A 15,604-nucleotide genomic window follows, 5' to 3' on the forward strand; every position below is an offset into this window, starting at 1 on the left:
TCTATCTAAATATGATGCAAATATACTTATTTTATTTAGAATAAATTAAAATAACATTTTAAATTTCTTTATGTTTTAACAATAAACTGTTAAAAGTCATGTATTACATTAAAATTAGAAGCTATATTTGCGCAAAAATTTAAAATCGGTTGCTTAAAAAGCTTAGCATATATCTATTTACTTGGTTGTACATTATTGCAATGTTACGACCAATTACTCCTTTTGTAGAGTATGCTATAAATTATGATTACATAGCTAAGGTATTATGTATTAATAAAGACAAGCCGGAAATGCAATGTAATGGTAAGTGTCAGTTAATGCAAAAACTAGAACAGCAACAAGAAGACGATTTTAACTCTTTACGAATATCTATAGAAGAGTACCCAATAGGCTTCATTACACTTTTATCTGTAGATACCAATCATGATTTTTATTACACAGATAAAAAAGAGGAATTCTCTTACTCTAACATGTATTCTTTTTTAAAAGAGAACAGTGTTTTTCACCCACCAACAGTTTAAATTTTACATACTAAAACATTTATGTAACTTCTTTTAATAAGAAGTTATAGTCTTATACTATTTTGTGAAAATTAAACTATAACAATGAAAATTTTAAACAAAGTTGCACTACTTTTTGTACTTGCAACTCAAACTATATACGCACAAACTAATCAAGAAACAAATCTATGGAAATCAGGAAGACCTGATGGTCATGCTCCAATAAGTGTGATGGGAGATCACTATCATAATAAAGGAGATATAATGTTTTCATATCGATACATGTTTATGAACATGAGTGATTTATTGCAAAGAACTTCAGCGGTTAATAATTCTTATGCACATGACGCTGGTTATATGGTTACACCATTAAAAATGCCTATGCAAATGCATATGTTAGGGGTAATGTATGCTGTAAGTAACAAGGTTACATTATCTGCAATGATGAATTACATAACTAATAACATGGATTTACAAATGAGAATGCCATCAGGAATGACTAGTAAGTTCAGTACTAAATCTAATGGTTTTGGTGATCTAAAGTTAGGATTGCTTTATAAATTTATTAATAAGAATAAAAACTCACTACATGGTATTGTTGGTTTATCAATACCAACAGGAACTATTGAAGCAGAAGATGAAACGCCAATGTCATCCCCAAATAAAGTACAGCTACCATATCCTATGCAAATTGGAAGTGGTACTTATGATTTGGATTTAGGATTTACTTATTTGGGACAAACTACTGATTTTTCTTGGGGTTCTCAATTAAAAGCAACTTACCGTTTTGGTAAAAACGAATATGAATACTCATTAGGAAATAAGTATAGTTTTAATAATTGGTTTGCATACAAAACTAATAACTGGTTAAGTTTTTCTGGTCGTTTAGAAGGTTTGGTGGTTGAATCAATCAACGGAGCAAATCCTAATCTAATGCCAATGATGGTTACTACAGCAGATACAAGTAATTCTGGTGGAACTTTTATAAACGCAGGTGTAGGTTTTAATATATATGCTTTTAAAGGTAGTTTAAAAAATGTTCGTTTTGGTTTTGAATATGCTTTACCAATATATCAAGAGGTAATAGGTATTCAGTTAGCACAACAACAAACATTTACTGCCGGAATTCAGTATTCTTTATAAGCGTTTAATACATCAAAATATTTTTATGAAAATAAGTTTAATTATTTAGTACTTTAGCTGTAGATAATAATCTAAAAAGTAAAACCCATGAAAAAAGTTGTAGCCATATTGGTATTAGTATTCAGCATGTTTTTAGGAACAAACGTTGTATCAGCACAAGAATTCGAAAAATTAAATAAAAGCCCGATGGACGCTGCTTCATATCCGTCAAGTTATAGAGAAACAGATAAGGTGGTTAAAGTTATTTATAGCCGTCCACAATTAAAAGGAAGAAAGATTAATAGGTTAATTAGAAACGGGAAAATTTGGAGAACTGGTGCAAATGAAGCTACAGAAATTACTTTCTATAAAGATGTAGAAATAGCTGGAAAACCTGTAAAAGCTGGTACCTATACTTTATATACAATTCCTGGTGATGATGAATGGACAATTATTATAAATTCAGCATTAAACGTATGGGGATCATATATGTACAATGAAAGTGAAGATGTAGTAAGAGTAAAAGGAAAAGTAACCAAAGGTCAAGAGAGTTTAGAAGCTTTTTCAGTTGCTTTTACGGGTGAAGATGAAAACTTTACCATGCATTTAGGTTGGGGAACAACTAGAGTTAGTGTTCCTTTTAAAGGATAACAAATAATAAATAAATTAGAAAGCTCCGTATCATTTAAAAAGATACGGAGCTTTTTCTTTTTCATTAGAATAAACGTAAATTTGCCACTTCAAAATAACAAGAGTAATGCAATACAATCACCGAGAAATCGAGAAAAAATGGCAAGAATACTGGGCAAAAAATCAAACATTTAAAGCCAGTAATCAATCAAATAAACCAAAATATTATGTGTTAGATATGTTTCCGTATCCATCTGGAGCAGGATTACACGTAGGACACCCATTGGGGTATATTGCCAGTGATATTTATGCGCGTTACAAGCGTCATCAAGGATTTAATGTATTGCATCCACAAGGGTATGATAGCTTTGGATTACCTGCAGAGCAGTATGCTATTCAAACTGGCCAGCATCCTGCAATTACTACAGAAACCAATATTGCTACTTATAGAAAACAGCTAGATAAAATCGGTTTTTCTTTCGATTGGTCACGAGAAGTTCGTACCTCGAATCCGGAATATTATAAGTGGACTCAGTGGATTTTTATTCAATTGTTCAACTCTTGGTATAATAAGGATACCGATAAGGCGGAAGATATTTCAACCTTAATATCCATTTTTGAAACTAAAGGAAACGCAACTATAAATGCAGTTTCTGATGAAGAGATTACCGTATTTACTGCAGATGAATGGAATAGTTTTTCATCAGTAAAACAACAAGAAATATTATTACAATACCGTTTAACTTATTTATCAGATACAGAGGTAAACTGGTGTCCTGCTTTAGGAACCGTTTTAGCTAATGATGAAATTATTAATGGTGTTTCTGAGCGTGGAGGTCATCCAGTGGTTCGTAAAAAAATGACGCAATGGTCAATGAGAATCACGGCTTACGCACAACGTTTGTTAGACGGATTAAATACCATCGATTGGCCACAACCTTTAAAAGATAGTCAAACCAACTGGATTGGTCGTTCACAAGGAGCGATGGTTTCTTTTGATGTGGATGGGCATGATGCGAAAATAGATGTGTTTACTACACGTCCTGATACTATTTATGGAGTAAGTTTTATGACGTTGGCTCCAGAACACGAGTTAGTAGCAAAAATTACTACAGATACGCAACGTGAAGCTGTTGAAGCCTACGTAGATGCAACTTCAAAACGTTCAGAACGTGATAGGTTAGCCGATGTAAAAACTATTTCAGGTGTATTTACTGGTGCGTATGCATTGCATCCGTTTACAGGAGAACAAGTACCAATTTGGATTGGCGATTACGTATTAGCAAGCTACGGAACTGGAGCTGTAATGGCGGTTCCTTGTGGCGACCAACGTGATTATGATTTTGCGAAGCATTTTGGGTTAGAAATTCCAAATATTTTTGAAGGAGTTGATATTTCTGAAGAAGCTTTTGCAGATAAAGAGAAAACAGTTATTACAAATTCTGATTTCTTAAACGGTTTACCGTACAAAAAAGCAATGAAAACGGTGATTTATGAAATGGAAAAACGTGGTTTCGGTTACGGAAAAATAAACTATCGTTTGCGTGATGCCGTATTTAGTCGTCAACGTTATTGGGGAGAACCTTTCCCAGTATATTACAAAGACGGAATGCCACAAATGATAGAAGCTAAACACTTACCAATTGTATTACCAGAAGTAGAAAAGTATTTACCTACTGAAGATGGAAAACCACCATTAGGAAATGCTGAGGTTTGGGCTTGGGATACTGAAACAAATTCAGTAGTTAGTAACGAAAAAATTAATCACACTAGTGTGTTCCCGTTAGAATTAAACACCATGCCAGGTTGGGCAGGAAGTTCTTGGTATTTTAATCGTTATATGGATGCTGCTAATACTGATGAATTTGCAAGCAAAGAAGCTTTAAATTATTGGAAAGAAGTAGATTTATATATCGGTGGTTCTGAGCACGCAACAGGACACCTGTTATATGCACGTTTTTGGCAAAAATTCTTATTTGACTTAGGTATTGTTCCTGTAGATGAGTTTGCAAAAAAATTGATTAATCAAGGAATGATTTTGGGAACTTCTGCTTTTGTGTATAGAGAAGAAGGAACGAATAGATTCTTATCAAAAGGATTGATTGAAGGAAAAAAAGTTCAACCTATCCATTCAGATGTTTCTTTTGTTAATGCTTCAGATGAATTAGATGTAGAAGCATTTAAAAATTGGAGAGAAGAATTTAAAACAGCTGAGTTTGTTTTAGAAGACGGAAAATACATTGTTGGTCGTGAGGTTGAAAAGATGTCAAAATCTAAATTCAATGTTGTAAATCCAGATAATATTTGTGAGGAGTACGGAGCAGATAGTTTACGTTTATTTGAAATGTTCTTAGGTCCGTTAGAGCAATACAAGCCATGGAAAACGTCAGGTATTTCTGGAGTGTATTCATTCTTAAAAAAACTTTGGAAATTGTATCATAACGGTGATAATTTTGAAGTTACAGACGCAGAGCCAACCAAAGAAGAGTTAAAAACCTTACATAAAACTATTAAAAAAGTAGAAGAAGATATTGAGAACTTCTCGTTTAATACATCCGTTTCTACTTTTATGATTGCAGCTAATGAATTATCAGCATTAAAATGTAATAAACGAGCTATTTTAGAACCATTATTAGTGTTAATTTCTCCGTATGCACCGCATATTGCTGAAGAGTTATGGAGTAAGTTGGGTAACGAGGAGTCTATTGCTTTTGCGGCTTTCCCAAAATTTGAGGAAAAGTATTTAGTAGAGTCGGAAAAAGAGTATCCAGTTTCATTCAATGGTAAAATGCGTTTTAAATTAAATTTACCATTAGATATGAGTAAAGATGAGATAGAAAAAGTAGTAATGGCTCATGAAAAAACGCAACAACAATTACAAGGACGTGAACCTAAAAAAGTGATCATCGTTCCTGGAAAAATTATCAATATTGTAGGATAATATGATTGATTTTTATGAAATAATAGGATTGGTAGCAGCTACATTAACCACAGCATCTTTTTTGCCTCAGGTTTATAAAACATACCAAACAAAACAAACAGAAGGGTTGTCTTTAACTATGTATGTTATGTTTTTTATAGGTATTGTTTTATGGTTGGTGTATGGTATCCATTTAAAAAGTATACCTATGATTTTAGCCAATACAATTACGGCAATTAGTGCCCTTTTTCTAATTTTCATGAAAATTAAATACAAATAAAAAAAGCAGCCTTGAGCTGCTTTTTTTTATGTAACAAATTATCTTTAATGGCGTCATATGTGTCAGCTAAACTAACTAACTATGAAAAAGATTACAATTAACCACTCTTTATTGTTTTTACTTATTCCTATATGCATGTTTGTGTTTGTTGGGGTTCCTCAATTACAAAGAGTTTATAATGATTTTGAAGACAGAGCTTTAACATTAGAAAAAGATATTGCAGAGCTAGATTCACTTCAGCAATTAGGTACCGTAACTTCATCATCTTACCATAGGTTTAAAACATTAGAAATTACGGTTCCTATTCATAAGAAATCGTTATTAAAAGAGCGATATACGTATTACAAAACTGGAGGAATGTTGCTAGTATTAGCTATAATGTTTACCATGATGTTTCGGGGAGATTATATAGCTAAGAAAAAGAAAAAAGCAAAAACCAATAAACAAATCACGTTTACTTATGAAGACCCTGATATGGATGCTATTGGCCAATCAATTTCTTGGGACCCTGTTAAAAGTTCAGGAAGTAACTTTTATAGTCAACAATTAAAAGAAACGAGTTATGGTTATAAAATAACGGCTACTAGTACTTTGAGTTCAATGCCTTTAGCCTTTGTTTTAATAGGTTTAAATTATGTTGCATGGACTTTTTTAGAATTTTTTAAAACATCTGACAAATCGTTGAGCTTTATGGAAGGAGGAAAGCTATTTTTTACTTCAGGAGGTTTGTTTTTAATAATTGGACTTATTTTATTCTTGTTTTTTGGTTCACATGCTTTTTTTTATAAACGAAAAAGAGTGATTATTCTTGATAGAAAAATTCCTTTTCAGGAGGTTTATGCACTTCAGGTTCTTCAAAAATTTGTGCAAGGAAATCAATCTGGCGGATATTATTGTTATGAATTAAATTTAGTTACCAATTCTGGTGAGAGAATTAACTTACTTAATCATGGTGATAAAGAATACTTTTTAAGTGACATGGTTAAAATAAGCAAATTGCTTAAAGTTCCTGTTTGGAACTATGGTGTGCAATAATTTTATGAATGTTTAGTAACTTAGTGTTTTATTACCTATTTAATGCAAATACCAGCGTGTAATTCACATACAACAAAATATACATTTCAATTTTTTACTAGTGTACATAATATTCCTGAAATTGTTTGGGAAGTTTTAAATTCATCATCTAATTTATATTATCATCCAAATTATTTAGATGCATTGGCTAAAAACCATTCAGATATAGCATTTCATTATGTAGTTTTATATCTAAATGAAAAGCCTGTGGCACTAGCTACTATTCAAATTGTAAACTTTTATATAGAAAGCATACAATCTGGTCAACAAAATTTAATTGAAAAATTACAATGCTTTATTAAAAGTCTACAATTCTTTTCAACAAAAAAATCATATAAAATTTTAACCTGTGGAAATACTTTTGTTAGTGGAGAACATGGCATTTTGATTGGTGAAAATCAGAATAAGAAAGAGATCATATTAGCATTAGCAAAAGCGGTAGTTAATTATGCTAACACAGCACCTATGCTTAAGAAAAAAATCAGCGCTTTTATGATGAAAGATTTCATTAAAGAGTCGTTGCCGATAACCAACGAGTTATTAGAGCTTAATTATACCGCTTTTAATGTAGAGCCTAATATGGTATTAATTTTAGATGCTGCTTGGGATAGCTTTGATGATTATTTAGCAGCCATGAGAACTAAATTTCGTGTTAAGGCAAAAAAAGCTTTAGAAAGAAGTTATATACTCACTACTCAATACATTTCAGTAACTAACTTTAATGACTATGCAACAGAGATAGATAGCTTGTACAAAAATGTAAGTAGTAAAGCCGATTTTAATTTAGGTGAGTTTTCTACTGAAACCTTCAAAGATTTGCTTGTAAACTTTCCAGAAAACTATAAAGTAAAAGCCTACTTTTTAAACAACAAACTGGTAGGTTTTTTATCTGCAATGATTAATAATAACAATTTAGATGCTCATTTTGTTGGTATAGACTACAAATACAATAAAGAGTTTGCCATATATCAACGAATGTTATATGATTATGTGCAAATAGCAATCGAAAATCGATTACATCGTATTAATTTTGGACGTACAGCAAGTGAGATTAAAAGTTCTGTAGGTGCTGTGCCTCAAGATTTAACTATTTACTTACGACATAAAAGTAGTTTATCTAATAAAATTTTAGGTAAATTAATTAGTTATATCAAACCAACTCCATTTAGGCAAAACAAACCATTCAAAGCTAAAACATTGGTTACTCCGCGGTAAAAGAAGTATATTTGAATACAAAAACCAACTAATGAAAAACGTTCAAGAACTATTACAAATATTAACTTTAGAAGATATTGGAAACAATAACTATAATGGAGTTAGTAAAGATATTGGGAGTCCTAATGTTTTTGGAGGGCAAGTATTAGCACAATCACTAAATGCGGCATACAGAACTGTTTCTGAATCTCGAACACTACACTCATTACATTCCTATTTTTTAGAAGCAGGCGACTTAACACTACCAATTACATATAACGTTCAAGTTATAAGAGACGGTGGTAGTTTTTCTACACGAAGAGTTACCGCTCATCAAAATGATAAAACTATTTTTATTCTAGCTTGTTCTTTTCACAAAAAAGAAGAAGGTTATGAACATCAAAAAGACATCAAAAAAATCATAAAGCAACCAGAAGAATTATTAAGCTGGAATGATATGCTTACTCAATTTGGTGATTTTTTACCTTCAAAAATGAAGGCTTTTTTAGCAATAGAACGACCAATAGATTTTAAACCTGTTGAGGTACCTAATCCGTTAGAGCAAAAAGATTTACCACCACAGGTAGATGTATGGTTTAAAGTAAAAGGAAATACTACCGATTTATCTTTAGCGATTAAACAACAAATATTAACCTATATTTCAGATTATAATATTTTAACAGCTTGTTTAAACCCAAATGCTAGCGTGGCTACTTTTGGTAATACTCAAATGGCGAGTTTAGACCATTCTATGTGGTTTTATCGTGATTTTGATTTTAATGACTGGATGCTTTTTTCTATTGAAAGCCCCAATACATATGGAGCAAGAGGTTTTGCCAGAGGAAATATTTTTACAAGAAACGGAACTTTAGTTGCATCGGTAGCTCAAGAAGGATTAATGCGTCCATTAAAAAAGAAATAAATTTATGAACCCATATTATTACGTATTATCAGTAAACGGATTATTATTTGTTTTTAGTTTGATTTTTTATTTTTTTCCACCTAAAAAAATTAATCATTTATACGGTTATCGAACACCTAAAAGCATGAAGAATGATGATATTTGGCAATATGCTAATACATTTTTTACCAAACAATTTCTAATTTACTCAGCTATTTCATTAGTTGCATCATTGGTATTAGCTTCTATAAATCCATCAATAACATGGCAGCCAATGGCAATTCTCCTGTTAAGTATAGGTGTGGCAGTATTAAAAACAGAACAAAGTATTAATAAAACTTTTGATGATGAAGGAAACAGACTTAAGTAATTAGTCTTGATATTCTTGTTTTAACAATTCAATATCTTCAATAATTTTTTGCATGTTTTCTTTCTTGGTTCCATCATATGAGCCACGAATTCGTCTGTCTTTATCAATTAACACAAAGTTTTCTGTATGAATAAAGTCATTTTCATCACCATTACCTTCATCCAAAACGGCAAAATAACTTTTACGTGCTAAATCGTAAATGTGTTTTTTATCACCAGTAACAACGTTCCACTTTCCATCAATTACACCTTTTTCATCAGCATATTTTCTTAGCTGCGGTACACTATCCATTACAGGAGTTACCGAATGAGATAAAAACATAATTTCATCATCATTTTTAAAGTGTTCTTGTAATTCACTCATATTGTATGCCATTGCTATACATATAGTTTGGCAACGAGTAAAGAAAAAATCGGCTACATAGATTTTTCCATCGTAATTTTTATTAGTGATAAGCTCACCATTTTGATTGATGAGTTTAAAATCTCCAACTTTATGATTTTTGCTTTTATTTCTTACTGAAGCATCTACTAATTTTGGATTGATATCTGCGGGGTTGTATATAGGAAGTCGTTCATCTTGTTTTACCAAATGATAAAATACAGGAACACCAACAATGGTAAAAAAGAGTAAAAAAATAAAAGTATTTCTAGATTTTTTAAAAAAAATAAGATCCATAATTGCAAATTGTATTGCAAAAATACGGCTTAAAAAGAGTAGAATGAAATGACAATTGTCAAATTATATCTAAAATGTTTGTTAAATACATTTTTTTGCAATTCAATGAGCTTTTAATACTGTATTTAAAAACGTACATTTGCTCGATTAATTTAATTTACAGTCTAATTACCTTTTATGGAAATATTAATAAAAGCATCTCAATTTTTACTTAGCTTATCGTTATTAATTGTACTTCACGAATTAGGACATTTTATACCCGCAAAATTATTTAAAACCAAGGTAGAAAAGTTTTACCTGTTTTTCGATTATAAGTTTTCAATATTTAAAAAGAAAATAGGAGAAACTGTATACGGTATTGGTTGGATTCCTTTAGGAGGCTATGTTAAAATAGCTGGTATGATTGATGAAAGTATGGATACCGAACAAATGAAACAACCTGCTCAACCATGGGAGTTTCGTTCTAAACCAGCTTGGCAACGATTAATTATAATGCTAGGTGGTGTTATTGTAAATTTTGTTTTAGGGTGGTTTATATATGTAATGTTAATGTGGTCTTACGGTGAAAGTTATTTACCAAACTCAAGTGTTAAAGATGGTATTTGGGTAGAAGACTCATTGGCTATAAACCTTGGATTACAAACTGGAGATAAAATTTTAGCTGTAGATGGTAAAGAAATCCAAAAATTTGGAGAAATTCCAATGGAATTAATTAATGGTAATAACTTTACAATTGAAAGGAAAGGAGAAAAAGTAACCAAAGAAATTCCTGTAGATTTTATTTCTAAACTCGTAGATAGAGGTAAAGATGGAGGTAGTTTTATTGTTCCTAGATATCCTTTTGCAGTAAATAATGTTCCGAATGACTCTAGAAATATTAATTCTGGATTGCAAAAAGGAGATGTTATTATTGCTGTTGATAGTACTCCAATTAAATATTATGATGAAGCTAAAAGTACATTAGCTTTGTTTAAAGGTAAAAACGTTCAGTTAACAGTTCAACGAAAAAAAGAACAGTTAACAGTTCCTGCATCTGTGTCAAATGAAGGTAAATTAGAAGTAGTTTTTGGTACCTTACGTTTTAGTGATTTAGAAGCATTAGGGTATTATACACTTGCTACAAAAGAATATTCATTTGGAGAGGCAATACCGGCGGGGACATCAAAAACATGGAATACGTTAACAAGTTATGTAAAGCAATTAAAAAAGATTTTTAATCCAAGTACAGGCGCTTACAAAGGGGTTGGAGGTTTTATATCTATTGCAAGTATTTTTCCAGAGCAATGGAGTGCTTATACCTTTTGGAGTATAACAGCTTTCTTGTCTATTATGTTAGGATTTATGAATCTGTTACCAATACCAGCGTTAGATGGAGGTCATGTATTATTTACGTTAGCAGAAATGATTACCGGACGTAAATTAAACGATAAGTTTTTAGAGTATGCTCAGTTAGTAGGATTCTTAATTTTATTAACGTTACTAATATTAGCAAATGGGAATGATATTTTCAAACTTTTTACGTCCTAAAAGTTTTTAATATAATGATATAAATAAAAAAGAGAGTGTTTTAAAGCACTCTCTTTTTTATTTGGCTAATTTAACACCAACGTTTAAATAATGTACCCAATAGTACTTTTTACCACAGTTTAAACAATAATAAAAACGAACAAATGGGAGTAGTTTGAAAATTTTTGATCTTCTAGTTCTCCTTCTCTCACTAGAATGACAATGTGGACATCTTTTCATAAAGCTTGGTTTTTAACAACCAAGTTACAAAATATCATGTAGTTTTTATTTTATTTTATTGTTTAACAAAATGTTAAATTAAAAATAGGGGTTTTTGCCCCTATTTTATGATTAAAATTTATTGTTTGATTTAGTCTCTAGACATAAAAATTTGTAAAACATACCAAAATAATAACATTAAAGAGGCAAATAGCCCCAAAGCTGCTGGTATATAATCATCTGTAGAGAATTTATGAATTAAATTTGAGGTTTGGTATAAAATTGAACCTGCTGCCAATAAACACATCGCTACAGAAAACCATAAACCTAAGTTAAAGCCAAACAACATGCCAGCTATTATTAAGCCTAATGCAATAAAAAAGCCTATTGTAAGTCCAGCTCTTAAAAAAGAAAAGTCTTTTTTAGTAATAAATACCACTGATGATAAACCTACAAATAAAGTTAAGGTAACAATACCAGCTTGTTCTAAAATTTCAAAGCTTCCAGTATAAATAATAGCCATATATATTAAAGGAATAAATATGAAAGCTTCTGCAAAAATATAACCTGTATAAGCTATGTATTGAAGATTTTTATTGGTTGTTTTTAAAGCTGTACTCTCTGCATAATTTGTAATTAGCATAAAACCACCTAAAAATAACAGCCATTTATATCCTTGTGTCATAGAGAGTGCAAATTCAACAATTGGCCTACTTTGAAATAATAAATACTCGAAAAGTAAAAACACTAAAACACCACCAGCTACATGGGTGTATGTTTTTTTGTAAAATTCTACTCGTTCAGTATCAGTTGCATGTGTTAACAGCATTCTGTTATTTAAATTTTCCATAGTTAATTTATTTTGTTTGGTTAAAAGTACATAATATTTTAATATACGTTGTAAAAAAAAAGACGCTTAAATTAGCGTCTTTTAATTATTTTTTTGATATACCGTTAACTTTATTTGTTCGGATAATTGCTTGTTCGTTTTTCCAGTCAATCCAATTTTGACCTTTAATACGTCTCATTACATTATCTATAGTTCGCATGATAAATACATTATAAATAGCTTTTCCGAGGTTTTTAGGGTTTCTTGCTATGGCACGTAAACTCATAGAAAAACCTGGAGTAATATAACGCATATAATGCCAATAGCCTTCAGGCATATATAATACATTACCATGTTCTAATTCGGTAACAAATCCTTTTGCGTTCTTTAAAGCAGGCCACTTATCAAAATCCGGATTATTAAAATCTATATCCTCTCTTGTTATTAAAGAGTGTGGAATTTTGTATAAATGTTTATTTTGTTTTTGATCAAAAAGAATACACTTTTTCTTACCTTCAAAATGAAAGTGGAAAATATTGGCTAAATCAATATCGTAATGCATAAAAGTATATGAGTCTCTACCTCCAAAGAATAACATTGGTAAACCTTTCATTAATCGTAACCCAAAATCAGGAAAAGAAAAGTCTTTTTGTAAAACAGGTACTTCCTTTAAAACATTCCATAAGAAGATTCTAAATTTAGTAGGTTCACGTTTTAATAAATCTACATACTCACTCATTTTCATGGTTGCATGTGGCTCATTAAACCCATCTTTATAATCTACAGGTCTATCATCATAAAGCGGTACAGTTTTATCTCCTGCAACTTCTTTCATATAGTCTAATGACCATTTAGTATATGCAGGCCAATCTTCAATAAAGCGCTCAATAACAACAGGTTTTTGAGGTTTAAAGTAGTTTTTGATAAAGTCTTCTTTTGTAATGGTTTCTACCCTATCTATTTGCACTAATTGTAATCCCATTAGTTAAAATTTGATAACCGCAAAGTTAAGAAAACGTTATGAAACGTTTATACATACAAATTGTTAAAACAAATACATGAATTAATAATGTTTATGCTTTTACTTTTTTAGCTTCTTCCTTTTTTAATTCGTTTCTTTCAATTGTATGTCCTGGTCTTGTCCATTTTGGTTTCTCTCCTAATGGTTGGAATTGAGAGTCTTGAGCTTCTACTGTAGTAGGTTGCATCTTTTTAATAAATGGTTTTTGAGGATTTAATCCTAACAACTCAAATAACTTCATGTCTTCATTAACATCAGGGTTAGGAGTTGTTAATAGTTTGTCTCCGGCAAATATAGAGTTAGCACCTGCAAAGAAACACATTGCCTGTCCTTCTTGGCTCATTTGAGTTCTACCAGCAGATAAACGCACTTGAGTTTCTGGCATTACAATTCTTGTAGTTGCTACCATTCTTACCATTTCCCAGATAGAAACTGGTTTTTGATCTTCTAACGGCGTACCATCAACGGCAACTAAGGCATTAATTGGAACAGATTCCGGTTGTGGATTTAAAGTGGCCAATGCTACTAACATTCCAGCTCTATCTTCTTCTGCTTCTCCCATACCAATAATTCCACCAGAACAAACCGTAACGTTAGTTTTACGAACGTTATCAATAGTTTGTAAACGATCTTCAAAACCTCTAGTAGAAATTACTTCTTTATAATATTCTTCAGATGAATCTAAATTGTGATTGTAGGCATATAAACCAGCTTCTGCTAAACGGTGTGCTTGGTTTTCAGTAAGCATACCTAATGTACAACAAACTTCCATATCAAGTTTATTAATGGTTCTTACCATTTCTAATACTTGTTCAAATTCTGGTCCGTCTTTCACATTTCTCCATGCAGCCCCCATACAAACTCTAGAACTTCCAGAGGATTTTGCACGTAAAGCTTGAGCTTTAACTTGTTGTACGGTCATTAAATCATTTCCTTCTACATCTGTATGATATCTCGCTGCTTGTGGACAATATCCACAATCTTCAGGACATCCACCTGTTTTTATTGATAATAATGTAGAAACTTGTACGGTGTTTGGATCGTGATGCTTACGGTGTATTGTAGCTGCCTCGTATAATAAATCCATTAGAGGCTTGTTGTATATTGCTAAAATCTCTTCTTTCGTCCAGTTGTGTCTTGTCTCGCTCATATACTTCGTTGTTTATTGCTTTCAAATGTAGGAAAACTAAATGTATTTTTTTGGCTATTTTGAAATTAAAACCGAAACGGCATTTCCGCCAAATCCTACGGCATTAACTAATATTTTGTTTAATTTTTTAGGTTGTTTTTGGACTGGTGCAAATGGTACAGATATTGTTTTTTGATGTTGTAGCATTAATAAAGCAAGTTCCAAACTTAATAAGCCAGATGCTCCAAATGTATGTCCAATTTTCCACTTGTTTGTGGTTAAAAAAGGTTGATGATTTTCAAAAACTTTAGCAATTGCATTAACTTCTGAACTATCTCCTTTAATTGTTCCTGGAGCATGCATTACAATAGCATCTACTGTAGATGGATCAGTGTTTTTTAAGGCCATTTTCATGCTTTTTTGAAAACACTCAGCATCTTTAGTTACCGAAGTATTGTGTTGGAGAGATTCTGTTGCATAGCCAATACCTTCTATAGTAGCTACGGTTTGATTATTTTTTTTAATATCTAAACAAACTGCGGTAGCACCTTCACCTAAAACCATTGTATTTTTGGTTTTGTTCACATCAAAAGCTTTACAAGGATAGGTGTCGTTTTTAGTACTATACACTTTTAATGCTTTCATTTGTGCTACGGTAAAGTCAGTAAGTGGAGCTTCGCTTCCGCCAACCAAAAATTTAGAACACATACCGGCTTGTAGCCAAGCAATTCCATTTAACAACGAATGTAGCGCTGTTGAACAGGTTATAGAATGAGAAATTTCTGGTCCGTTGGTTTGTAAATCATGCGCAATCCAAGAAGAAATATTACCTAAGGTGGTCGTTGGAGAGCTTAATGTTGATGAAACCCCTGTTTTTAAAAATTCTTGATGGTATTTTTCAAATAATTCAGTAGCTCCTCTAGAGGATCCAAAATTAACCCCAAAATTATCATTATTATCCCATCCTGCTTTTTTTGTCGCTAATCGTGCGGTGTATAATGCAAAAAGAACAGATTTATCAAGGTTTTTATATTTATTGTCGCTATTTTTTATATTTTCAATTAGCTTATAATCTTCATCAGCTAATCTACCAACAAAAGCCGTATATTGATTAAAATCTCTTTTTTTTAAGTAATGATTATTGTCTAAATATGCTTGCCAAATGGTTTCTGGATTACTACCTAAAGCAGAAATAGAAGCCCAAGAATTAATGTAAATTGGTTGTGTCATG

General features: G+C 31.4%; 15 protein-coding genes. 10 read left to right on the plus strand and 5 right to left on the minus strand.

Features of this window, described 5'->3' with window-relative positions; translation table 11 throughout:
• The first annotated feature begins 200 nt into the window (after window positions 1-200).
• The 9 genes from ACFQ1U_RS05875 to ACFQ1U_RS05915 all read left to right on the plus strand — a co-directional run bounded on the left by ACFQ1U_RS05875 (window position 201) and on the right by ACFQ1U_RS05915 (window position 8,991).
• Window positions 201-521 (plus strand): hypothetical protein, encoded by a 321-nt coding sequence (locus tag ACFQ1U_RS05875; RefSeq protein ID WP_386106298.1) that lies wholly within the window; start codon window positions 201-203, stop codon window positions 519-521.
• A gap of 84 nt (window positions 522-605) precedes the next feature.
• On the plus strand, window positions 606-1,643 hold the full coding sequence (locus tag ACFQ1U_RS05880; RefSeq protein WP_386106300.1) for a transporter: 1,038 nt from the start codon (window positions 606-608) through the stop codon (window positions 1,641-1,643).
• Between the two features lie 87 nt (window positions 1,644-1,730).
• The gene (locus ACFQ1U_RS05885) at window positions 1,731-2,273 is read left to right on the plus strand and encodes a DUF2911 domain-containing protein (protein WP_386106302.1); all 543 of its coding nucleotides are present in this window, start codon (window positions 1,731-1,733) and stop codon (window positions 2,271-2,273) included.
• A 106-nt stretch (window positions 2,274-2,379) separates the two neighbouring features.
• Complete coding sequence (gene leuS / locus ACFQ1U_RS05890) at window positions 2,380-5,193, plus strand: leucine--tRNA ligase (protein ID WP_386106304.1); 2,814 nt, start codon at window positions 2,380-2,382, stop codon at window positions 5,191-5,193.
• Between the two features lies 1 nt (window position 5,194).
• Window positions 5,195-5,452: a SemiSWEET family sugar transporter gene (locus ACFQ1U_RS05895; protein ID WP_386106306.1), complete on the plus strand. Its 258-nt coding sequence runs from the start codon at window positions 5,195-5,197 to the stop codon at window positions 5,450-5,452.
• Between the two features lie 81 nt (window positions 5,453-5,533).
• The gene (locus ACFQ1U_RS05900) at window positions 5,534-6,487 is read left to right on the plus strand and encodes a hypothetical protein (protein WP_386106308.1); all 954 of its coding nucleotides are present in this window, start codon (window positions 5,534-5,536) and stop codon (window positions 6,485-6,487) included.
• Between the two features lie 42 nt (window positions 6,488-6,529).
• Window positions 6,530-7,741 (plus strand): GNAT family N-acetyltransferase, encoded by a 1,212-nt coding sequence (locus ACFQ1U_RS05905; protein ID WP_386106310.1) that lies wholly within the window; start codon window positions 6,530-6,532, stop codon window positions 7,739-7,741.
• 31 nt (window positions 7,742-7,772) lie between these two features.
• Window positions 7,773-8,642, plus strand: coding sequence for an acyl-CoA thioesterase (locus ACFQ1U_RS05910; protein WP_386106312.1), 870 nt, complete (start codon window positions 7,773-7,775; stop codon window positions 8,640-8,642).
• 4 nt (window positions 8,643-8,646) lie between these two features.
• A complete protein-coding gene (locus ACFQ1U_RS05915) occupies window positions 8,647-8,991 on the plus strand; it encodes an SdpI family protein (RefSeq protein ID WP_386106314.1) in 345 nt (114 codons plus the stop codon).
• On the opposite strand, the gene ACFQ1U_RS05920 is transcribed toward ACFQ1U_RS05915, so the two are convergent.
• Entirely contained in the window at window positions 8,992-9,669 is a 678-nt protein-coding gene (locus ACFQ1U_RS05920) for an SCO family protein (protein ID WP_386106315.1), read from the minus strand.
• Between the two features lie 177 nt (window positions 9,670-9,846).
• Here ACFQ1U_RS05920 and rseP point away from each other — a divergent pair, with 177 nt between their 5' ends.
• Window positions 9,847-11,196 (plus strand): RIP metalloprotease RseP, encoded by a 1,350-nt coding sequence (gene rseP / locus ACFQ1U_RS05925; RefSeq protein WP_386106318.1) that lies wholly within the window; start codon window positions 9,847-9,849, stop codon window positions 11,194-11,196.
• Between the two features lie 349 nt (window positions 11,197-11,545).
• Here rseP and ACFQ1U_RS05930 read toward each other — a convergent pair whose 3' ends face one another.
• The 4 genes from ACFQ1U_RS05930 to ACFQ1U_RS05945 all read right to left on the minus strand — a co-directional run bounded on the left by ACFQ1U_RS05930 (window position 11,546) and on the right by ACFQ1U_RS05945 (window position 15,603).
• Window positions 11,546-12,244 (minus strand): Bax inhibitor-1/YccA family protein, encoded by a 699-nt coding sequence (locus ACFQ1U_RS05930; RefSeq protein WP_386106320.1) that lies wholly within the window; start codon window positions 12,242-12,244, stop codon window positions 11,546-11,548.
• A gap of 85 nt (window positions 12,245-12,329) precedes the next feature.
• Window positions 12,330-13,205: a cupin-like domain-containing protein gene (locus tag ACFQ1U_RS05935; protein ID WP_386106322.1), complete on the minus strand. Its 876-nt coding sequence runs from the start codon at window positions 13,203-13,205 to the stop codon at window positions 12,330-12,332.
• A gap of 91 nt (window positions 13,206-13,296) precedes the next feature.
• Window positions 13,297-14,394 (minus strand): biotin synthase BioB, encoded by a 1,098-nt coding sequence (bioB, locus tag ACFQ1U_RS05940; RefSeq protein ID WP_386106324.1) that lies wholly within the window; start codon window positions 14,392-14,394, stop codon window positions 13,297-13,299.
• Window positions 14,395-14,448: 54 nt separating this feature from the next.
• Window positions 14,449-15,603, minus strand: coding sequence for a beta-ketoacyl synthase N-terminal-like domain-containing protein (locus ACFQ1U_RS05945; protein ID WP_386106326.1), 1,155 nt, complete (start codon window positions 15,601-15,603; stop codon window positions 14,449-14,451).
• Between the last annotated feature and the right edge of the window lies 1 nt (window position 15,604).

Origin of the sequence: Tenacibaculum geojense, assembly GCF_042676005.1 — a bacterium.
GTDB lineage: Bacteria > Bacteroidota > Bacteroidia > Flavobacteriales > Flavobacteriaceae > Polaribacter > Polaribacter geojense.